The organism is Pseudoalteromonas sp. NSLLW218 (assembly GCF_015864775.1).
Classification (GTDB): domain Bacteria; phylum Pseudomonadota; class Gammaproteobacteria; order Enterobacterales; family Alteromonadaceae; genus Pseudoalteromonas.
This window is the reverse complement of the sequence record NZ_JADYWO010000001.1, coordinates 15,528-38,239: the sequence shown is the minus strand read 5'-3', so window position 1 is coordinate 38,239 and position 22,712 is coordinate 15,528. Positions and strand designations below refer to the sequence as shown.

General features: G+C 39.7%; 18 protein-coding genes. 5 read left to right on the top strand and 13 right to left on the bottom strand.

What is annotated here, in order from left to right:
* Positions 1 to 204: 204 nt before the first annotated feature.
* Positions 205 to 837 carry a cytochrome c gene (locus I6E80_RS00155; RefSeq protein WP_024600405.1) on the bottom strand — a complete coding sequence of 211 codons (633 nt, stop codon included), beginning with the start codon at positions 835 to 837 and terminating at the stop codon, positions 205 to 207.
* Positions 838 to 1,118: 281 nt separating this feature from the next.
* On the opposite strand from I6E80_RS00155, the gene yihA reads away from it, so the two are divergent.
* Positions 1,119 to 1,787, top strand: a complete 669-nt coding sequence (gene yihA, locus I6E80_RS00150) for a ribosome biogenesis GTP-binding protein YihA/YsxC (protein ID WP_024600404.1) — start codon at positions 1,119 to 1,121, stop codon at positions 1,785 to 1,787.
* Positions 1,788 to 1,796: 9 nt separating this feature from the next.
* On the opposite strand, the gene I6E80_RS00145 is transcribed toward yihA, so the two are convergent.
* From I6E80_RS00145 to polA, 3 genes are all read right to left on the bottom strand, one after another.
* Complete coding sequence (locus I6E80_RS00145; RefSeq protein WP_024600403.1) at positions 1,797 to 2,315, bottom strand: DUF1285 domain-containing protein; 519 nt, start codon at positions 2,313 to 2,315, stop codon at positions 1,797 to 1,799.
* Complete coding sequence (locus I6E80_RS00140; protein WP_024600402.1) at positions 2,312 to 2,899, bottom strand: YceI family protein; 588 nt, start codon at positions 2,897 to 2,899, stop codon at positions 2,312 to 2,314. The genes I6E80_RS00145 and I6E80_RS00140 overlap by 4 nt, the downstream gene beginning before the upstream one ends.
* 490 nt (positions 2,900 to 3,389) lie before the next feature.
* Positions 3,390 to 6,125 (bottom strand): DNA polymerase I, encoded by a 2,736-nt coding sequence (gene polA, locus I6E80_RS00135; RefSeq protein ID WP_076925346.1) that lies wholly within the window; start codon positions 6,123 to 6,125, stop codon positions 3,390 to 3,392.
* A gap of 524 nt (positions 6,126 to 6,649) precedes the next feature.
* Between polA and elbB the strand changes: the two genes are divergently transcribed.
* From elbB to I6E80_RS00120, 3 genes are all read left to right on the top strand, one after another.
* Positions 6,650 to 7,297 (top strand): isoprenoid biosynthesis glyoxalase ElbB, encoded by a 648-nt coding sequence (elbB, locus tag I6E80_RS00130; protein WP_197184493.1) that lies wholly within the window; start codon positions 6,650 to 6,652, stop codon positions 7,295 to 7,297.
* A gap of 227 nt (positions 7,298 to 7,524) precedes the next feature.
* Positions 7,525 to 7,920, top strand: coding sequence for a cytochrome c5 family protein (locus tag I6E80_RS00125; protein WP_007582093.1), 396 nt, complete (start codon positions 7,525 to 7,527; stop codon positions 7,918 to 7,920).
* A gap of 164 nt (positions 7,921 to 8,084) precedes the next feature.
* Entirely contained in the window at positions 8,085 to 10,649 is a 2,565-nt protein-coding gene (locus tag I6E80_RS00120) for a diguanylate cyclase (protein ID WP_197184492.1), read from the top strand.
* A 15-nt stretch (positions 10,650 to 10,664) separates the two neighbouring features.
* Here I6E80_RS00120 and rep read toward each other — a convergent pair whose 3' ends face one another.
* The gene (gene rep, locus I6E80_RS00115) at positions 10,665 to 12,683 is read right to left on the bottom strand and encodes a DNA helicase Rep (RefSeq protein WP_197184491.1); all 2,019 of its coding nucleotides are present in this window, start codon (positions 12,681 to 12,683) and stop codon (positions 10,665 to 10,667) included.
* Between the two features lie 161 nt (positions 12,684 to 12,844).
* On the opposite strand from rep, the gene I6E80_RS00110 reads away from it, so the two are divergent.
* Complete coding sequence (locus I6E80_RS00110) at positions 12,845 to 13,108, top strand: accessory factor UbiK family protein (RefSeq protein ID WP_024600398.1); 264 nt, start codon at positions 12,845 to 12,847, stop codon at positions 13,106 to 13,108.
* A gap of 44 nt (positions 13,109 to 13,152) precedes the next feature.
* Here I6E80_RS00110 and I6E80_RS00105 read toward each other — a convergent pair whose 3' ends face one another.
* From I6E80_RS00105 to ilvG, 8 genes are all read right to left on the bottom strand, one after another.
* Complete coding sequence (locus I6E80_RS00105) at positions 13,153 to 13,797, bottom strand: NAD(P)H-binding protein (protein WP_170072517.1); 645 nt, start codon at positions 13,795 to 13,797, stop codon at positions 13,153 to 13,155.
* Positions 13,798 to 13,801: 4 nt separating this feature from the next.
* Positions 13,802 to 14,464, bottom strand: coding sequence for a carbonate dehydratase (gene can, locus I6E80_RS00100; RefSeq protein WP_007582103.1), 663 nt, complete (start codon positions 14,462 to 14,464; stop codon positions 13,802 to 13,804).
* A gap of 30 nt (positions 14,465 to 14,494) precedes the next feature.
* On the bottom strand, positions 14,495 to 15,670 hold the full coding sequence (locus tag I6E80_RS00095) for a methyltransferase (RefSeq protein WP_197184490.1): 1,176 nt from the start codon (positions 15,668 to 15,670) through the stop codon (positions 14,495 to 14,497).
* A gap of 61 nt (positions 15,671 to 15,731) precedes the next feature.
* On the bottom strand, positions 15,732 to 16,715 hold the full coding sequence (locus tag I6E80_RS00090) for an ABC transporter substrate-binding protein (protein WP_033037225.1): 984 nt from the start codon (positions 16,713 to 16,715) through the stop codon (positions 15,732 to 15,734).
* Positions 16,716 to 16,862: 147 nt separating this feature from the next.
* Positions 16,863 to 18,416: a threonine ammonia-lyase, biosynthetic gene (gene ilvA / locus I6E80_RS00085; protein ID WP_024600394.1), complete on the bottom strand. Its 1,554-nt coding sequence runs from the start codon at positions 18,414 to 18,416 to the stop codon at positions 16,863 to 16,865.
* 2 nt (positions 18,417 to 18,418) lie between these two features.
* A complete protein-coding gene (gene ilvD, locus I6E80_RS00080) occupies positions 18,419 to 20,275 on the bottom strand; it encodes a dihydroxy-acid dehydratase (protein WP_024600393.1) in 1,857 nt (618 codons plus the stop codon).
* A 103-nt stretch (positions 20,276 to 20,378) separates the two neighbouring features.
* A complete protein-coding gene (ilvM, locus tag I6E80_RS00075) occupies positions 20,379 to 20,624 on the bottom strand; it encodes an acetolactate synthase 2 small subunit (protein WP_024600392.1) in 246 nt (81 codons plus the stop codon).
* Positions 20,621 to 22,270, bottom strand: coding sequence for an acetolactate synthase 2 catalytic subunit (gene ilvG / locus I6E80_RS00070; RefSeq protein ID WP_076925339.1), 1,650 nt, complete (start codon positions 22,268 to 22,270; stop codon positions 20,621 to 20,623). The genes ilvM and ilvG overlap by 4 nt, the downstream gene beginning before the upstream one ends.
* Positions 22,271 to 22,712: the final 442 nt, after the last annotated feature.

Below are 22,712 nucleotides of genomic sequence, written 5' to 3'. Positions count from 1 at the left end.
TTAGGATATTGAAATCAACATAAATTACAACAACTTAAGATGTAACAAGAAATAAAAAGAAGACTTATCTTACAATCAAACATGGTCAATGTCCTACATTTAAGCGGGCGATATCGTTAATTTTTGACACAAAAAAAGCAGCCAGGGCTGCTTTTTTTAACACATTGTAGTTTATTTATTATTAACTGCTAAATAAATACGACTTTAGTGTAAACCACCTAAGTACTGAGATAGTACTTCAATGTCTTTATCTGTTAATTTCTTTGCAATGTCGCCCATCATGCCATTTAAGTCATTATGACGAGTACCATCACGGAATTTTTCAAGTTGAGACTTGATGTATCCTGGATGCTGAAAAGAAATTTTTGGAAACTTAGCCAGTGACGAGCCATTACCACGTGGACCATGACATGCTGCACATGATGGAATTCCACGCTCTGCGTCGCCTGCTTTAAAAAGCATTTCGCCAACTTCAACAACATCTTTAGGTGTAGCACCTTCAGACATGTTCATTGAAGAAAAATAAGCAGCTAGATCTTTCATGTCTTGCTCGCTAAGTGGCATAGCCATAGCGCTCATTACTGGATCCATACGCCCTTCTTTGCCGCCTGACGTCATACCTAATTTTAAATCCTGAAGTTGCTTAAGGATATAATCTGGATGTTGACCTGCAATTTTAGGGTAAATATTAACCGGCGCATTACCGTCTGGGCCGTGACAAGCCGCACACGTTGCTGATTTTTCTTTACCTGCGTTTACATCGCCATCAAATGCTGTTGCGTTGCTTGCTGACAACGCACCAAGCAATATTGTTAAAGATAGTGCTATTTTTTTCATGGTGAATTCTCTGTTTCCGACCCTGTATCATCTACAATCGTGATGCTGTAATACATATATTCTACACGATAATAAATTCTCTGGCACGTTTTCTACACATATTAAGCTTATAATTTACAGGGTTTTGACTTAGATTAAGCTTTAACATGTTTTAAATGTACCATAGGTGCTGTTTTTAGGTGGTTAAATACGCTTTTTAATACATCCTTTATAGTATAAAATACGCGCCCTGAGTGAATTTGGTTTACTCAACGTTATTTTTTTAAGTTTTAGGAGAGCCTGTGCTCAAATCTCGTATCAAATATAATACTGCGTCTTTCGTAACAAGCGCTCCCGACATTACTAAATTACCTGCTGATACGGGAATTGAAGTTGCGTTTGCCGGTCGCTCCAACGCAGGTAAGTCGAGTGCATTAAATGCATTAACCGATCAAAAACTAGCACGTACAAGTAAAACACCTGGACGTACTCAGCTAATCAATACATTTGATTTAGCTGATGTTGACGATATGCGCCTTATCGATTTACCAGGCTATGGTTTTGCTAAAGTACCAATCGAAATGAAAAAGAAATGGCAGAAGTCGTTAGGCGAATATCTACAAAAGCGTCAAAGCTTAAAAGGTATTGTTATTTTAATGGATATTCGTCATCCATTAAAAGATTTAGACCGCGATTTAATTAATTGGGCTATTGGCAGTGAAATTCCAGTATTGGCTCTATTAACTAAAGCCGACAAGCTAAAGCAAGGTCCTCGTAAATCACAAGTGCTGCAAGTTCGTCGTGAATTAAGTACGCTTGATGGGGATATTACAGTTCATGCATTTTCATCATTAAAAGGCACGGGTTTACCAGAAGTGGCTAAAAAACTAGATGAGTGGTTTTTAGGTCCTGTTATTGCTGTACCACCTACCGATGAAACAATCACAGACGAAGCTAACCCAGAAGCCTAAACGCTGGCGTTACGATAAATAAAACTGCTTTCCTGCAGATTTAATAAAATAGCCGAGCTTGTCAGTCTCGGCTTTTTCAGCCCACTGATAAAATACACTTCGCGTAACACGCGCACTACAGCCATAAGGTAGCTTTAAATAAGGTACTTTAGACCCTTTGTAATCTTTTATAACTAAGGGTTGCTGAGCGCTCACTAACCACTGCCTAGCTAAATTATCAATACAACACAACACCGGCCCTTGCGCTGTATTTTCAAAACGCCAATCAACAATAATAAACGGCGCATCATCAACCGTTATTGTTATTTTTTCGGCCGGTGTTTTTAAATAAAATAGCTCACCTTCTTTACATAAAACAGAAGCAAACAGCTTCACCATGGCTAGGCGTGTTATTTCGCTGCCATCGTAAAACCATTTCCCCTCATGATTAATGACAATTGGCAGTTCACCACAATGAGTTGGCTGCCAACTATCAAAAGGTTTGCTTGGCTCGCTTAATTGCTTGCTAAGCTCACTTAAAGAAATCACTGCTTTTTAAGTGTAATTGCAAAAGTAACAGGTACTGCTGTTGCAATTGAAGGTAAGCCCGCTAGCTCTTGCAGCTTTTTAACGCCTTCGGTTACACCAAAATCAGCACTATTAATAATAATAGGTGTTAATGATGATACCGTTAAATCACCACTTTGCGTGCTGCTAACGAGTACATCAATTGCCAATGGCTTTTTATTACCGTGAAAATCAAGCTCAGCTTTAATACCCTTCAATACATATTGACCAGGCTTTTTAATATTACTCAGCTCTTTAGTTAAATTTGCAGTTAAAATCGCGTTTGGAAATTTAGCTGCTTCAAACAAAAGTGCTGTTAAACGCTCATTACGAATAGGAATTAAAGTTTCAGCTGATGTTAAATCAACATTAACGCTAAACTCACCTTTATCAGAAAGCATACCTTCAAGGTTAGTAAAATGGTGAGCTTCAGCAATCGAATCTTTTTTAATTGAAACAAAACTTAGTTGGCTTTTATCATTCACTAGCTGCCAATTGGCCTGAGCAACATTAGAAATAACTAAACTTGATAAAGAAAAACCTGCAATAGCTAATGCTTTAAACATAACGCACTCCTTAGTAATAAAATGAAAAGAATAAAAATAATATCGCTTCGATGGTACCACCTGCGATGTACCCAAACCACCTCGAAATGACGAATGAATAATACAATTGGTATGGCGCAATAAAGAATTAATTAGATAGGATTTTCAGGCGTAAAACAAAAAACGGCCCACCAAACAAGTTGGTAGGCCGGTATAGCAAACTGGGGAGAAGCTATCAATTTGTTGCACCCTTTCAGATGCATCATCAACAGGATGTCCTACAGGATAGGACAGACGGGACTTTAACAAAAGCACGCATTAAAATACAATCATATTCCTGTAAAACAGCTCGAATTGACGAACATATAACTATTTAATACAAATAGTTGCTTAAATTAACCTTATTTTAACTAAAGCTTGCATATACCTGATTGAACCGTTGTTATTCGCCATTTTTATTAAACATAAAAAAAGCGCCAAAAGGCGCTTTAATTAAAATGCTTAAACTGCATTAATGGGCTTGTTCCCAGTTGTCACCTTCATCGGCTTCAACTATAAGTGGTACATCTAGCGCAGCAGCTTGCGACATTAGTTCACAAATATGTTTTGTGTATTGTTCTGCGCAGTCTGTTTTAATTTCAAATACTAATTCATCGTGTACTTGCATAAGTAGTTTAATTGTATTTGGTGCTTGTTCGTGTACCCAACGGTTAACGCTCAGCATTGCTTTTTTAATAATATCGGCGGCAGTACCTTGCATTGGTGCGTTTATAGCAGCACGTTCGGCTCCTTTCCTGCGCGCCCCATTACGTGCGTTTATTTCTGGTAAATGTAAACGTCGGCCAAATATTGTTTCAACGTAGCCATTTTCAGCTGCTTTTTCGCGTGTTGTTTCCATGTATTCTAATACACCAGGAAAACGCTCAAAGTATTTATCTATGTAATGCTGCGCCTCATGGCGTGGCACATCTAGTTGACGCGCTAAACCAAATGCCGACATACCATAAATCAAGCCAAAGTTTACTGCTTTCGCCTTACGGCGCATATCGGTAGTTACATCATCAAGCTCTACACCAAATACTTCAGCGGCAGTTGCACTATGTACATCTAAGCCGTTAGCAAATGCATTTAATAGACCTTTGTCTTGTGAAAGATGCGCCATAATACGCAGCTCAATTTGACTGTAATCGGCAGCGACAATTTTATAACCATCTGCAGCTATAAACGCTTCACGAATACGACGTCCTTCTTCTGAACGAATAGGAATATTTTGTAAATTAGGATCAGTTGAACTCAAGCGTCCCGTAGCTGTAATTGCCTGATGATAAGACGTATGTACACGCTGGGTTTTCTCATTGACCATTAATGGTAATTTATCGGTGTAAGTTGATTTGAGCTTTGATAAACCACGGTGCTCTATAATTACTTTAGGTAGCGGATAATCATGAGCAAGCTCCTGCAGTACTTCTTCTGCGGTAGAAGGTGCACCTTTAGGTGTTTTTTTAATAATAGGCAACCCAAGCTTTTCGAACAACAATACTTGTAGTTGTTTTGGAGAACTTAAATTAAATGGTTCGCCTGCTATTTCAAACGCCTCTTTTTCAAGCTCAATTAAACGCTCACCTAAGCGCTGGCTATGCGCTGCAAGCATATTGCTATCTATCGCAACACCGGTGCGTTCAATATCAGAAATCACACTAACTAGCGGCATTTCTATATCTTCAAATACCGATTTTAGCTTTTCATCAGCTTCAATTTTTGGCCAAAGCACTTCGTGTAAACGCAAAGTAATATCGGCATCTTCTGCGGCGTAAGGCGCTGCTTTTTCAAGTTCAATTTGGTTAAAGGTAAGTTGCTTTTTGCCTTTTCCAGCAATATCTTCAAAGCTAATATTTTTATGACCTAGGTATTTAAGTGCTAACGAGTCCATATCGTGACGCGTGCCTACACTATTAAATACATACGACTCAAGCATGGTGTCAAACTTAATACCATTTAGCGCAAAGCCTGCATTCGCTAATACGCTTTTGTCATATTTGAGGTTTTGCCCTACTTTTGCTTTATTTTCATCTGCTAAGATTGGACCCAGCTTTTGCATTACAAATTCAAGGCTTAATTGTTCAGGCGCACCCGGGTAGTCATGCGCTATAGGTAAATACACAGCTTCACCCGCTTTTACGGCAAAGCTCATACCCACCAATTGCGCTTTCATGTAATCAAGGCTGGTTGTTTCAGTATCAAATGCAAATAACTCAGCACTATTTAATTGCTCTATTAGCGTACCAAATTGCGCCTCAGTTAAAATAGTTTCGTAATGAGCGTCTTCTACTTTTGGTAATTCAGTCGCTTCGGTAGGTACCGCTAGGTGTGTTTCTGCATCTTTAGGGTTATCAAGTAACTCAGCTAACCAACGACGGAATTCGCACTCACCATATAATGCAATTAATTCGTCTTTGTTAGGCTCTTGAAGTTTGAATGTATCAAGGTCAGATTCCACTTCAACATCGCACTTAATTGTCGCAAGTTCGTAGCTCAAAGGAAGATGATCAAGCGCAATTGCTAACTTTTCACCTATTTTACCTTTAATCTCACTAGCATGATCCATCACACCTTGAAGAGAGCCATATTTTTCTAACCATTTAACCGCAGTTTTAGGTCCACAACCTTCAACACCGGGAATGTTATCGACCTTATCACCCATTAATGCTAAGTAATCGATAATAAGTTCAGGGCCTACACCAAATTTTTCAACCACAGTAACGGGATCTGAAATACTGTCGGTCATCGTGTTTATTAGCGTAACGTGTTCATTAACAAGCTGTGCCATGTCTTTATCGCCAGTAGAGACGAGTACATGTCTTTTTTGCTCTGATGCTATACGTGCAAATGTACCAATAACATCATCAGCTTCAACGCCTTCAATACTAATTAGCGGAAAGCCCATCGCTTTAATAATACTGTGTATAGGTGCTATTTGAGTGCGTAAGTCATCCGGCATAGGCGGACGATTTGCCTTATATTCGCTATACATATCGTTACGGAACGTTTTACCTTTAGCATCAAATATAACCACCATATGTGAGGGATCGTATTGTCTGATCAAGCTTTTAAGCATGTTGATCACGCCATAAATAGCGCCCGTAGCTTCACCTTTAGAATTAGTTAAATGCGGCGGAGAATGATAAGCACGAAATAAATATGACGAGCCATCAACTAAAATAAGTGGGTTTTCGGGGATCTGAGCCATGGTGAATTTGGATCCTAAATGCAAAAAATTAAGGTAATTATAAGCATGCCATAAGGTAGTAAATAAAACGACTGTGAATTACTGCTTATCGTGTTATTAAAACTATAGCAAGCTGTGGATAAGTGTGTAGATAACAGCCACGAGCTATTCTTCCAAAGCATTGTAAAATGCCTAGAAAATACTTTAACTGTATGTTTTAATTTAAAAAAGATAATACGAGGTTCTTTTTTTATTATTTTAAACCAATGTGGAAAAAGGTTTTCTAACGACTGCTTGTGTTGTTATTCACTTTGATTATTCGCGTCCATTTAAATAACCGGAGGAGTATTCTAGCACAATGGATCGAAGATCATAGCGATCCTTTATAATTTTTTTAAAGGCAAAGTGATCGCAAATGGCATAAACCGCAAAACAACTTGCATAGAGAATGATTTTTGAACTAGAAATTTATTTTCGCGAGAAATTTTGAGCATGTTAGACTTCATCCGATCGACTTATAAAAAAGACTTTAGGGGCACAAAAGCATGAAAAACGTAGCGGTAATATTAGCAGGATGTGGTGTGTACGATGGTAGTGAAATTAATGAAGCAATTTTAACTTTATTACATATAGCCAAAAATGGCGCAACTTATCAGTGTTTTGCACCGGATATTGAACAACTTCATACCATTAACCATTTAACGGGCGAAGTAATGCCTGATAAACGTAATGTATTAACAGAAGCGGCTCGTATTGCACGGGGTGACATTAAATCGCTGCTTGAACTAGATGTAACTCAGTTTGACGCATTAATTGTACCTGGCGGTTTTGGCGCTGCAAAAAACTTATGTGACTTTGCAATTAAAGGCGTAAAAGCAAATATTAATAAAGACGTACTTAATGCTTGTAAATCATTTGCAAAAGAAAATAAGCCTGCTGGTTATATGTGTATTGCACCCGCTTTGATCCCATTTATTTACGATAACGCTGTACTTACTATTGGTAGCGATGCAGAGACAGCACAAGCGCTAAGCACATTAGGCGCTAAACATATAAATTGTGCAGTAGATGATGTTGTTATTGATCAGCCAAATAAGCTAGTTACCACCCCTGCTTATATGCTTGCGCAATCAATTCTTGAAGCCGATGCAGGGATCGAAAAACTCGTTAGTAGCGTATTATCAATAAATTGATCTTAGGATCTAAAAAGTTAATTGTATGACTGTTTGCAATTATTAAATTGCTTAACGAAAAACAGTAAATAATTAAATTTTATTGCGTTAACGCAAAAAGTAGTCAGTTTTATTAATAAAAACGCCTCTTAGCATTTTATAAATTGGCTCAGAGAGTTATAATCGGTTTAATTTCCGTCATCTTTAATCGTGATTGATCACGTTCAAATCGAAGTGAGCAAGGCAAAATGAAAAAATTAACAGCTGCAGCATTATTAATGCTAGCAACCACAGCATACGCACAGCCATATGATAACTCTATGACTGAAGATGCAATTAAAGCACGTCTCGCGCCGGTTGGTGCTGTATACCTTGAAGGCGACAAAGCTGCTGTAGCAGCTGCGCCTACTGGTCCTCGTTCTGGTGAGCAAGTGTATCAAGGTGCATGTTTTGCATGCCACGGTACTGGTGCACTAGGCGCGCCTAAATCGCCTGACGATTGGGCTCCACGTATAGCTAAAGGTAAAGACACTTTACTTGAACATGCACTAAATGGCTTTAATGCTATGCCTCCAAAAGGCACCTGTATGGATTGTTCTGATGATGAGATAAGCGCAGCTATCGACTTCATGACATCTAAGTAAATACAGCTGAAATACACAAAAAAGGTTTACCTCGGTAAGCCTTTTTTAATACCTAAAATAGTGTTTCTAGCCAGTATGGTAGTACGAATATCAACTTGACGATAAGCGCTAAAAGTGAAAGTATAAGGCTAATAACTATACAATAAAAATAGCCGGTTAGATCATTGGAAGATAAACACCCTGTATCGAGTAAATTAGCGTATCAAAATAAACGTCTTAAAGCGCTACTAAAAAAATACAAACAATCACATCACTTACAAAGTGCGCTGATCCAATTATCAGAGCAAGCTAGTACTGTTGCCGAGCTAACTCTATTATACCCTGCCATCCACGATATTTTACAAAAGTATGTACCGAGTAAAAGCTTTTATGTGGTGCTATTAAATCAACACAGTCAATCATTAGAGCTATCTTACTTCTCAGATGAGAAAGACGGTATTGCTGTTGCCCTTAATCAATCAAATAGCTTTGATGAAGGAGCAACTGGTTATGTGTTTAAGCAAGGTAAAACAACATGCTTTACGAAGAAGCAAATGCAAGACGCTGCAACCGAAGGCTTATTTAAAGCATTAGGCACACCAGCAGAGCATTGGGTAGGTGTACCTGTTTACCAAGAACATAATATTATTGGTGTATTAGCAGCGCAAAGTTACGATACAAAACAAGGTTATAGTTCACAACAAATACAATTACTCGAGTTTATGTCGCTTTATTTAGCAACTGCAATAGAGCGTGTAAAAAAACGAGAGCTCCTTGAATCGGAAGTAAAAATTCGCACCCGAGCACTCACTCAAAGTAACGATGCATTAAACCTTGAAATAGAGCAACGTAAACGCGCACTTCAACGTCAACAAATTCTGTTCAAAATATCTGAAATAGCAACGCAAGCTAAAAATCTTGATGATGCTTACTTTAAGATACATCAAATAATAAAAACAATTACCTATGCAGAAAACTTATATATTGCACTTTATGATAAAGAGTCTGGCTGGATAAGCTTTCCTTATTGTGTTGATGAATTTAAAGAAAATACACAACCAAGACGCTTTGCTAAAGGTTATAGTGAATTGGTAATAAGCACTGAAGAAACGCAACTAATACACCCATGTAGGGCAAAAGAATTAATAGAAAGCGGTGTAGTACAAAGAGCCAAGCCTGTACAAAAAGAGCAAATGGCCACCAGTTGGCTAGGCGCTCCACTTAAAACCGCTCAGGGTGTTATCGGCCTTATTGTTTGCCAAGCTTACGATAATAAACATATTTTCAGCCAAGATGATTGTGAGTTAATTACCTTTGTATCACATCAAATTGCAGCTGTTTTGCAGGCAAAGCTAGCCAATCAAGCGATTGCAAAAAGCCATCAAGAACTCGAATTTAGAGTAAACGAAAAAACCAAAGAATTGCGCCAAACTAATCTTCACTTACAAATGCAAATTGATGAGCGTAAAAAAATAGAGCAACAGCTTTATCATGATGCACATCATGATTCACTTACTAGCTTACCTAATCGTAGCCTATTTTTAACTCAGCTTGAAAAAACGCTACAACATTATCAACGTTTTCCTGAGCATCACTTTGCCGTTTTATTTATCGATTTAGATAAATTTAAAGATATTAATGACCAGTTGGGCCACCATGCTGGCGATCAGTTTTTAATTAATGTTAGTGAGTTATTCGCCCAATGTATCCGCGAACACGATTTACTAGCACGCTTAGGTGGCGATGAGTTTGTTATTTTATTAACGCATTTAACTGAGCCTCAACAAGCAGAAGATGTTGCAAATCGCATTATCGACTTAATGGAAAAGCCTTTTTGCCTTAAAGGGGAATATTTACAAAGTGGTGCAAGTATAGGGATAACCTATTCAAAGAAAAGCTATATGCATACGGATGAAATTATTCGTGATGCTGATGCCGCAATGTATCACGCTAAAAACTCAGGAAAAAATCGCTACGAGCTATTTCATCCGCTACTAACACAATCAATACCTGCGCAGGCTCTAAAAGCACAACATCACCTTGATATATTACCTATGAGCTTTAGAGGCTCAGAAATAATTACGCTTGATGAGCAGCATCAGTCTGAATCTTTATTTGAAGCATTTGGTGAACACCCAATACTTGGCTTTACTAGCTTTGATATTTTGAAAAAGTTTGCATCAGATAAAGAACAGCACCTCGAGATAGAGTTACAATTATTACAACGCGCTTATGCACAAGCAATTACCGCAAATGTAACTATGGCGCTGGTTCCTTGTTCTGGTTTACTACTTGAGGAGCACGAATTTGTTTTATTTACAGATACGCTAAATAAACAACAAGGACATAGCCAGCTCTGTTTGCTATTTGATGAGCAAGAGATTCGCCATGCAAGTGCAACACAAATAAAAAACCTCAAAAAGCTGCCGCAACTAGGCTATTCGATTGGTTTAAACAATTTTGCTAAAGATAGATGCGAACTGAATTTACTAACCGATATTAACTTTGATTATCTGCTACTTAGCTCGACCTTTAGTAAACGTGTTTTACAACAAGAAAGTTACGATTTTCAGCTACAAGGTGTGCTAGCAATTACGAAGCTAAAAGCAATGAAAGTTATTGCTAAAGGACCATCGATACTCAATTTTAGAGCTTTACTAGACAAACACGGTTTGGCATTTTTTGTGGGAAAACAACACGCTCTAGTGTGCTCTGAGTTACCTGAAATACAAGTAACCCAGTCTTTATAAAATTAGCCTGAAGTATTACTCAGGCTTTTTAAACATTGCACGAAGGTTAGCGACTCTTGCTTGGCCTTTTTCCATTCGCTCTGCTTGCGTATTTGGCGCTTTTTTGTTTTCGAATGCGAGATCGCTCTGCGGTAATTCCTGTACAAATCGGCTTAACTCAGTTTGTGAGGTTTCACCAAATTGACGACGTATTTTTGCATAAGTAAGTGTTAACTCCTGTTGTGCACGAGTAATACCAACATAAGCTAACCGACGTTCTTCATCTACGTTATCTTCATCAATACTTACCTGATGCGGAAGTAAGCCCTCCTCCATACCCACCATAAATACGTACGGATACTCTAGGCCCTTTGATGCATGTAGTGTTGATAAGTGCACTGCATCGGTTTCATCTTCTTCTTCGTTGCGCTCTAGCATATCCCGAAGGGTTAGCTTGCTAACAACCTCAGCTAATGTCATTGGTTCGTTGTCGGCATCACCGGTCAACATATCGGTGATCCAGCGATACAATTCAGATACGTTTTTCATACGCATTTCAGCGGCTTTTGCGCTCGGTGACGACTCGTACAAATATGCCTCGTAATTAATGTTACGCACTAAGTCTTTAACAGCTTCGAGCGTATCACCACGTACTGCGTTATCAGATAGCTCAACAACCCAGCGTGCAAACCCAGCAAGCGCATTAAAGCCACGCCCTTTTAATCTATAACCTAAATCGTTATCAAAACAAGTAGAAAATAAGCTCACGTGTTTTTCGTTAGCGAGCGTTCCAAGCTTTTCAAGTGTGACCGTGCCTATTTCGCGTCGTGGTGTATTTACAATACGTAAAAATGCATTGTCATCATCTTGATTAACTAGCAAACGTAAATACGCCATAATATCTTTAATTTCTGAACGAGCGAAAAACGACATACCGCCACTAATTTTATAAGGGATACGGTTACTCATTAATGACTTTTCAAAGCCACGTGCTTGATGATTACCACGATATAAAATCGCGTAATCTTTATAGCTTGTGCGCTTCATAAACTTATGCGAAATTATTTCAGCAACCACGCGTTCAGATTCATGCTCTTCATCGCGGCACCCTATTACTTTAATCGGCTCACCATAACCTAGTTCACTAAATAACTTTTTTTCTATATCGTGTGGGTTATTTGCAATCAAAATGTTAGCCGCTTTTAGTATTCGTCCTGCACTTCGATAGTTTTGCTCAAGCTTTATAAGTCTAAGCCCTGGGTAGTCTTTACCTAATAACACTAAGTTTTGTGGGCGAGCACCACGCCATGAGTAAATTGATTGATCGTCATCACCTACCACAGTAAAACGGGCACGCTCGCCTACTAGCAATTTAACAAGTTGATATTGGCTTGTATTGGTATCTTGATACTCATCCACCAGCAAGTATTTAAAGCGTTGCTGCCAGCGCTCACGAGACGTGGCGTTATTAGTAAGTAACAAAGTAGGGATCATAATTAAATCATCAAAATCCAGTGCGTTATAAGCACGTAGCTGATTTTGATAGCGAGCATACAGCTGTGCAAACAATGCCTTTTGCGCATCACGCGCTTCGCGTATTGCTTGCTCTGGCAGTACTAATTCATTTTTCCAACTACCAATTTCCATTTTAAGTAGTTTGAGTAAGTCCTTGTCTTTTTTTAGCTCATCCTCGGTGAGTTCACTAAGAAGCTGATTAGTATCTTGATCATCAAATAACGAAAAGCCGGGTTTAAACCCTAATGTACTTAACTCTTTTTTTATTATTTCTAAACCAAGTGTATGAAACGTTGATACCCATAAACCTTTAGCGTCTTGTTTACCAAGCGTTTGCAGTACTCGCTCACGCATTTCTTTGGCTGCTTTATTGGTAAAAGTAACAGCGGCTATATTTCGCGCTTTGTACTCACATTTTTTCACTAAATAAGCGATTTTATTAGTAATAACACGGGTTTTACCAGAGCCTGCGCCCGCGAGTACTAAGCAGGGACCACTAATATATTTTACGGCTTCATCTTGTTTAGGATTGAGTTTCATAACGACCAAAGAAATTTAAAAGACGCACAATTTTAACGTAACCATTACTGCGAGCATAGCAATTGCCTTAATTAATTAAGGTAAAGATGATCATGTGTTAAATACCGTGGGTATAAGGTAATATTAGTTATTATCATTTAGGCAATGCCGAAGGGACAATTATGATCAACCCAGCAAAACTTGAAGAAATTGCTAAGCAAATTACTAGCAATATGCCACAAGGTGTAAAAAACCTAGCAGACACACTCGAAGGTAAAACAAAGCAAGTTTTACAAAACAAGCTTGCTGAGATGGACTTTGTGAGCCGTGAAGAATTTGATGTGCAAAGCCAAGTACTTATTCGTACTCGCGAAAAGTTAACTGAGCTTGAAGCTAAAGTTGCCTTACTTGAGCAACAACTTAGCACTAAAACTGACGCTGAATAATTAAAAAAAGGCAGCTTAGGCTGCCTTTTTGCGCTTTACTAAGTTTATTCAAATAGCTCATCAAGTACATAGTAAGATAACTTAACCTGCTGCGCTAAACTCACACTCAGCATTTTTTGCGCAACTTGCTCGCCAGTTATTGGTTTGTAACGCTTTAAAAACGCAAATCGTGTAATAACAGGAAAAATAATACTGCCTATCTTTTCTGCCACTCTAAATTGCTCACGATCACCTAATAATAAAGACGGTTGTAAAATACTTATTTTATCAAAAGGGAGTGCTTTAATATGTTGCTCAAGCTCACCCTTCATTTTCAAATAAGCACTATTACTGTGCGTGTTCGCCCCGCTTGATGACACTAAGCAGTAATGCGTAACACCATTACATGCCGCTAACTGCGCCGCTATAAACTGATAATCAAAATCTACTTTACGCTGAGCTTGTGTAGAGCCCGCCCGTTTACGGGTTGTACCCAAACACGAAAACAATACGTCACCTTTAAAAAGCTCAACGTATTGAGTTAATTTTTCAAAATCAATAACGTGATTAACTAGCTTTGCGTGTGTAATAGGCAAAGCCCGACGACTTAACGTAACCACTTTAGTATAACGATCGCTATTAAGTAGCTTGTGTAGCAACTCATTACCGACCAAACCTGTAGCACCTATTAATATCGCCGTTTTAGTCATAAATTTATTTATTTTCGCCCACTTTATTAAGTACGTGCTGCACTGCTTTTTTGTAGCTTTGCGTTTCTTCACTCGCGCACGTTACTACAGATTCTAAATCATGAAGATGGCCGTTTTCTAAACCATAAACCCAACCATGAACGCTTAGCTCTTGGCCGCGTTCCCACGCATCTTGCACAATGTTAGTACGGCATACATTACGTACTTGCTCAATTACATTTAGCTCAATAAGGCGGCTTAAGCGTTCGCTTTCTGGCATTGCATCAAGTTGTTCAAGATGCTTTTCTTTTACATCCCCTACGTGGCGTAGCCAATTATCAATAAAGCCGAATTTTGCATTGTTTAAAACGGCTTGTACGCCACCACAGCCATAGTGACCTACTACCATGATATGTTTTACTTTTAAAACCTCTACAGCGTACTGCATAACCGACAAGCAGTTATGGTCAGTGTGTACAACCACGTTAGCAACGTTACGATGTACAAATAATTCGCCTGGTAATAAATCAACTATTTGATTAGCAGGTACACGAGAGTCTGAACAACCAATCCATAGATACTCTGGATTTTGTTGCATTGATAAAATTTTAAAAAACTCAGGATCAGCTTCGCTTGTACGTGCAGCCCAACGTTTATTGTTATCGAATAAATTTTTTAACTTTCTCATTGCATCTCTTATTAAGTCGAGGACGGAAATTTAATGGATATTAGCAAGAATCAAAATATTACGAGGCGTTAACTGCTTTTCACAAAAAGTATTCACACTCACCTGATAGCCTTGCTGTTGCAAATATAAAGCACGATCGAGCACAAGCCAAACCTCAATTGCCCTTCTGAACACATGTCGAACCAGTTCAACTCGGTCAGTTATTTTTTTTCGAGCAACCCCAACACCTAAATATTTATTATAATCAGTATCTTGCGGTAGTTTTATTGCCTTTTTGTCTGCAGCCCATGCACAAAATGATTTAAACGAATCTGAGAATATAGCTTTGTTAACCGAAGGTACGCTTACATAATATTGCTCGCCAGTAATCGATTTTCTAAGTGCGTCAAAACCAAGTCGCCATTCTAGTTCTGTTTTGCGTACTTTTTCCAGGCGAGAAGGTGCTGTAACGGTTTCTTGTAATGCGAGCTTTAAATCGCGATGCATTAGGTTAAGCTTGCTTTGATTTGCAACCTCACTCATTACACGGTACTCATTAGCCGTAAATAAATGATAGCAACAAGGTGAAAAGCTAATTTGTTGAACTTTCGCCAAACTTGCTTGGCGCATAAATGCTTGGTGCAAACCACCACATGCGTGTAGCGCTACGGCATGCATATCAGCATTAAAAAATTGAGTGATATCGTCTTTTAATACATCAGCTTGGCTAAAGTGCATTGCTAAACCTTGTTGCTGTGCACTTTTTTGCCCTTGCTCGCATAAGCTTTGTTGCAGCTCAATACTATGCACATTACTTGCGCCATTAAAAGCAAGCATTCGCCCTAAGTGCCCTTTACCCGCACACCACTCTAAAACCGGTTGCTTAGTAGTAGGTAATGCAGATACAAAATCTTGTAACTGATCAAACTTACGACCTTTAATCCCGTTACTTATCCAAAATGGATAGTCGACTCGAGAGTGTGCAGAGCTAGGTAACTCACATAGCTTAGCAAGTTCATCAAGTTGGTTTATGTGTTGGCTAAAAAATTTGTATAGCTGATTTTGATCGTTATCAAGAACGGTTACCTGATCATCAGTTAGTTCGTTAAGCATGCCTTGCAGCTCTGGCCAAGGAATAGTGTCAAAATCAAACGCGGTGCACTGCCAATACTGACGATGGCTCATTAAAAGTGAATCAAGTGCAAAAAATTGCTCGGCTAAAGTCATAACAGCTTAAAAAATAAAAAGACAATTAATTATATCAGCTCAGTGAGTTCTCATTAAGCAGTTATTTTTGGCTAAAAATCAGCCGTAAATACAAAGGTATTGAAATAACACTTACCAAAATAGCGGCTATGAGCATCCAAGATAATTGCATCTTTTCGGGTTCTTGGTATTTATAAATAAAGTGAGATTTCACTTCGTCAAATTCGTTTTGCTGTATGCCATATAAGTCAGCAATTAAGCGCCATTTTGCTATCGACATATGCCCTAAACTAGTGGTGGGTGGAGTTATATAACTTTTTAGTACTTCAGCCTCAAAGGCGAGCTGATGAAAGCTTTTGCTCGGTGCATAGTTTTGCTGGGTGACTGCAATGGCTTCATCCATATTCATCATTGCATAGCGCCAACCTTTTAGGCTCGCTTGGTAGAATTTTTCGACCGTTTGCGGATTTTTCTTAAGCATGTTTTCGCTGGTAAATAAAATGTCGCTATACACGTCCATTCCATATCGCTGTGGGCAAACAAGCCGATGGGCTACGCCTTGCTGAGTCATATAATAAGGCTCTGTAGTAACATACACTTGCATAGCATCTAGTTTGTTTTCAATCCAAGCCTGAGCTGGATTCTCGCCATCGTAAACTTTGAGATTACCTACTCCTACACCACTGCGTTTAAGCATAACAAGTAACTCGGTGCTATCTTTTAGACTCACCGCTGTAATACGTTTATTAACGAAGTCACGTGGGTGAAAAATATCAGAGGTGTCTTTTACCATCCAGCAATAAGGTGAAAACTGCAGTAAAGCAGCCATAGCAACAAGAGGCTGACCATTAATGCGCTGCTGCAAAATACCAGAATGCCCTACGCCAAATTGCGCTTCACCACTTGCAACAGGACCAAAAGTATCAGGTTTCATTGGATTAGCTTGTTTAATGGTGACATCAAGGCCAACATCATTATAAAAACCTTTTTGCTTTGCCATATAATAACCGGCAAACTGAAATTGATGTGTCCATTTTAACTGTAATGTAACTGATTCTTGCGCCATTATGTGGCTGCAAAAAAAGCACAATCCAATGATTAATCCTTTAAATAGCAACGAGGTGTCCTCAAAAGCATGACGATTACCTGTAACTATATGTAAAACGTGTGATAAAGCAAGCACCCTAGTTAGGTGCCTGCCTTTAAGGAAGGGTTATACTGAGGCGAGTTTTTCGACTTTTTCTGCTTGCGGTTTTGATGTTAAAAATTGAGTAAAACACGGGTTTTGTGTTTCATCTTGTACACTGTAACCTAAGCGATTTAAATGCTCGTTAAACATCTCATACTGACTCGGCTCAATAGCAAAACCGGCTAGTACATTCCCCATAGAACCACCGTGATTACGATAATGAAACAAGGTAATGTTCCAATTACTGCCTAAAGTATCTAAAAAGCGTGCAAGTGCGCCCGGATATTCAGGAAACTCAAAGCGAAGTAGACGTTCATGTAATTGCTCTGGCGCTTTGCCCCCAACCATGTAGCGCACATGTAATTTAGCGAGTTCGTTGTCTGATAGATCGCAAAATTGATAGTCGTTACTTGTTAAGTCTTGCTTTAGCTCATTAAGCTCTTGCTCGCCTTGGCGCAGGGCAATACCTACAAATATCTGCGCTTCACCAGGTCCTGCATAGCGGTAGTTAAACTCAGTAATAGCACGGCCACCTAAAGAAGCACAAAACTGCTTAAAGCTGCCTTTTTCTTCTTTAATAGTAACAGCTAATAACGCTTCGTTTTTTTCACCCAACGCAGTGCGCTCTGCTACATAACGCAAACGATCAAAGTTTAAATTAGCACCCGATAAAACAGCGGCTAAGTGCAACCCTTTTAATCCCGATTGCTGACTCCACTTTTTAAGCCCAGCTGTTGCAAGGGCACCTGATGGTTCTGCAATTGCACGCGTAGATACAAAAATATCCTGCATGGCTGCACATATTTCGTCGCTAGTTACTGTAACAACCTCATCACAAAACTTTTGCGCTAAACGAAACGTTTCAGTACCAATAATTTTAACCGCTACGCCATCGGCAAAACTACCAACGCGATCAAGCTCTACTGGCTTACCGGCTTCAAGTGCTGCTTGTAAACATGCACTTTCGTCAGCTTCTACGCCAATTACTTTTATATCTGGACGCAACGATTTAATGTAAACCGCCATACCAGCAAGTAAACCACCACCGCCAACAGGAATAAACACAGCATCAAGCTCGTTTAATTGCTGCATTAACTCGCGTGCTACAGTGCCTTGACCAACAATAACGTCTGGGTCATCAAATGGTGGGACAAATATACCGTTACGCTGCTCTGTAAGCTCAAGCGCATATGCTTTTGCTGCATCAAAATGATGGCCATGTAATACAACTTCACCGCCAAGTGCACGGACTGCGCTGACTTTTATTTCAGGTGTTGTTACTGGCATTACAATAGTTGCTTGATGCCCAAGGTGAGATGCACTTAATGCAACCCCTTGAGCATGATTACCCGCAGAGGCAGTGATAACCACCGAGCCTTTAGGTAATTTATTTAATTTGTTATAGGCACCGCGTAATTTAAACGAATACACGGGCTGTTGGTCTTCACGCTTTAACCAAACATGGTTACCTAGCTTTTTACTGAGTTCAGCCATTTCGCTGACCTCAGTAACTTTAGCCAAAGGCTCCATGTTTGCTTGAATAATAGCGCGAAAATAATCGAGCTCTTGAGAGACCATAATTAACTAAGCGCCTCCAATTTAGCTAAATCGCGCACAGCGCCTTTATCGGCACTCGTTGCAAGTAATGCATAGGCTTTTAAAGCAGACGACACATAGCGCTCACGATCAACTGGTTTGTACGCCATTTTTCCGCGTGCTAATTGCTTTTGTTTACGCGCCTCAAGTTCTTCATCGCTTAGCGCTAACGTGATTTCGCGTGTTGCGATATCAATAATGATTTTATCGCCATTTTCAACATAAGCAATTGCACCACCACTTGCCGCTTCTGGCGACACGTGACCAATTGATAAACCTGACGTACCACCCGAAAAGCGGCCATCCGTAATAAGGGCACACTTTTCAGCTAAGCCTTTCGATTTTAAGTAGCTTGTTGGGTATAGCATTTCTTGCATACCAGGACCGCCTTTTGGTCCTTCATAACGAATAACCACTACATCACCGGCTTTTACTTCATTATTTAAAATACCTTCTACCGAATCATCTTGTGATTCGTACACCACTGCGGTGCCTTCAAAATGCAGCATTTCATCAACGACACCTGCACTTTTCACAACACACCCATCAACGGCTAGGTTGCCCGATAGCACAGCCAAACCACCGTCTTGGCGATAAGCGTGTTCAACGCTTCGAATACACCCATTCACACGGTCATTATCGCCTTCATCCCAACGACACTCTTGGCTCATTGCTTTAGTTGTACGAATGCCCGCAGGACCCGCACGATAAAACTTGCGCGCAGCTTCGTTAGTTGGGTCTGTTGCATCCCATTTTTTAACAAGCTCAGCCATCGTTGACCCAGCGACATGATTAACCGACATATCAACTAAACCCGCTTTACCAAGTTCGCGAACAACTGCCATCATGCCACCAGCACGGTGGACATCTTCAATATGGTACTCTGGTGTTGCTGGTGCAACTTTACATAAAAACGGTGTTTTACGAGAAAGCGCATCAATGTGCGACATATCAAAATCAACGCCCGCTTCTTGCGCTGCAGCGAGTAAATGTAATACGGTATTTGACGAGCCGCCCATTGCAATATCAACAACCATTGCATTCATAAAGGCTGTTTTATTGGCAATAGCGCGTGGCAATACATCTTGATTATCTTTTTGATAATACTCACGACATAAATCAACAATACGAGCACCCGCTTCAACATACAGTTGTTTACGGTCTTTATGAGTGGCAAGCGTGGTACCGTTACCCGGAAGTGCTAAGCCTATTGCCTCTAACAAACAGTTCATTGAATTTGCAGTAAACATACCTGAACACGAACCACATGTAGGACACGCAGAACGCTCTACTTGCTCTGAATCTGCATCACTTACCGATTCATCAGCGCCTTTAACCATGGCATCAACTAAATCAAGTTTAATATCGATGTTAGCAAGCTTAGTTTTACCCGCTTCCATTGGACCGCCCGATACAAATATTACCGGTATGTTTAAGCGTAGTGCTGCAAGCATCATCCCTGGAGTGATTTTGTCGCAGTTTGAAATACAGATCATAGCATCGGCGCAGTGACCATTTACCATGTACTCAACCGAATCAGCAATTAAATCGCGCGAAGGCAGCGAATAAAGCATACCGCCGTGTCCCATCGCAATACCATCATCAATCGCAATGGTATTAAATTCTTTAGGAACGCCACCGGCTTGGGTTATTGTCTCACCCATAAGTTCACTAAGCTGATTAAGGTGTACATGTCCTGGTACAAATTGTGTAAACGAGTTAACTACGGCAATAATCGGTTTACCAAAATCAGAGTCTGTCATACCTGTTGCGCGCCATAATGCTCTTGCGCCTGCACGTTTACGTCCTTCAGTTGTTGTTGCACTTCTTAATTTAGCCATAGTTACCTCTGTTTTTGCCGCAATAAAAGCGGGCATTCCTCATTCTAAAATTGGTAAATAACTGAGTGTCTCAGTTACTCGTAAATTATTTTTTAATTCGTAATTACACAGCCTGTTGGTGCTGTAAATTTTGTAAAGTGACTTCTTTAACATCCACTAGCTTATTTAGCTGGCTTGTTAATAGGTGAATAGGTTTATCACTATCTACCGTCATGGCTACATTGTATAACCCATCATCTATATTGAGTTGAAAATGCGTAAGGTCAAAACCACGATGACGCACCACTCGTAAAAAGCGCTCTACCGCTATACTTTGGCTTTTTAATGCAATAGTTAGGCTATGTTTCATTTTGCTTTCTCCGTCATCATTTCGTCGTTAGCAGCCCCAGGTGGTACAAGTGGCCAAACATTTTCTTTATCATCAATACAGGCATGTACTATGTACGGACCTTTGCTGTTTACTAATGCAGTAATAGCATCATCAACTTGGTTTGCATGGGTAATTGTTTGCCCTGGAATACCAAATACTGCAGCTAATTGAACAAAGTCAGGGTTATCCGAAAGGTTAGTTTCAGAGTAACGGCCTTCAAAAAATAGTTCCTGCCATTGGCGAACCATACCCAAGCGTTGGTTATCTAAAATTAATATTTTTACAGGTAAATTATTACGGCGAATAGTGGCTAATTCTTGAATATTCATCATTATTGAACCATCGCCCGACACAGTAATAACAAAGTCATCAGGGCGTGCTACTTGTGCGCCAATAGCGGCCGGTAAACCAAAGCCCATTGTGCCAGCGCCACCACTGCTTAAATGATTACTCGGGTGGCTAAACTTCATGTGCTGTGCTACCCACATTTGGTGCTGACCCACATCGCAACACACAACACCCGTTTTTGGCATGCGTTGGCTCAGTTGGTTTAATAAGTACGGTGCATAAACCTTCTCACCCGGGTAGTCGTAACGCCACGCGTGCTTAATATTCATTTCTTTGTTTGTGTCACACCACGCTTTAGGTGTTACAAAACACTCAAGTGCGGGTAAAGAGGTTTTTAAATCAGCAATTAATGAAGCTTTAGCTGGTTTACGCTTACCGACTTCAGCGGCATCAATATCTAAATGAATTACTTTAGCTTTAGCTGCAAATTTAGCTAAGTTACCCGTTACGCGGTCATCAAAGCGCGCACCTATACACACAAGTACATCACATTCCTGCACTGCAATATTAGCAGATTGAGTTCCATGCATACCAAGCATGCCTAAGTAATGCTCGTAGTCAGGTAATACACTGCCCAATGCTTTTAGTGTTGATACAGCAGGCATCTGGGTTTTATTTAAAAACTGCATTAACTCGTCTTGCGCATCAGCGGCTTGTACACCACCGCCTACATACGCTACAGGCTGTTTAGCCTCACTCAACAATTGATTAGCAATAGCAACTTGCTTTAAATCTAACTCTGGTAAGTATTCATCAGCCGCAAGCCAAGGTTTAAAAGGGACTTGCGCCATTTGAATATCTTTAGGGATATCGACAAGTACAGGACCTGGACGACCGCTTTGCGCTAAATGGATAGCTTCTTGTAGTATTTCTGCTAAGTCTTCCGCTCGTTCTACCATGTAGCTGTGCTTAGTACACGAAAGCGACATACCTAATACATCTATTTCTTGAAATGCATCTGAACCAATAGCTGCAGTAGGCACTTGGCCGGTGATCGCCAATAATGGCACTGAATCCATCATTGCATCAGCAAGAGCGGTTATTAGGTTAGTTGCACCTGGGCCCGATGTTGCAAAACACACACCTAATTTACGCGTACTGCGAGCATAACCAACAGCTGCAAACCCTGCACCTTGCTCATGGCGAGTAAGGTAATGTTTGACTGGCGCGCCATACAGCGCATCGTAAATTGGCATAATAGCTCCGCCTGGGTAGCCAAATACTTCATTTACGCCGTGTTTGGCCAATAAGTCGATTGTTAGTTCTGCGCCTGTCATTAATAAACCCTCATTCCTCAGTGACAACCCAATTACATTTTTACGCTAAAAATTTTATCCTTAAAACTAAAAAGCCCTCCGAACGGTTAAGTGCGGAGGGCTCTTTAATGCTTAAGTTTTTAAAGCACTACGAAGCCCTCGCGGGAATAATCACCACGATAATAATCAGGACTAGGTTAAGTGCGTTTGTAAGCATGTAATTAATACCAAATTTTGTTCAATTATCGCGAAGGTTATTCCTTCGCTCTCTTTTTATATTAGTACCGCGCTAGGCCCTTTAAGTCAACACCAAAGTTAATCTAACAAAAAGACTAAAACACAATTTATCAGGTTTTAAAATTCACTATATAGGTTAGTAGTGGTTTTTTTATGCTCTAATTTTAATCTCAGAAATTCACTATTCTTATATCCCTTATTTAAGGTTTGATTAATTTTTGAGAAT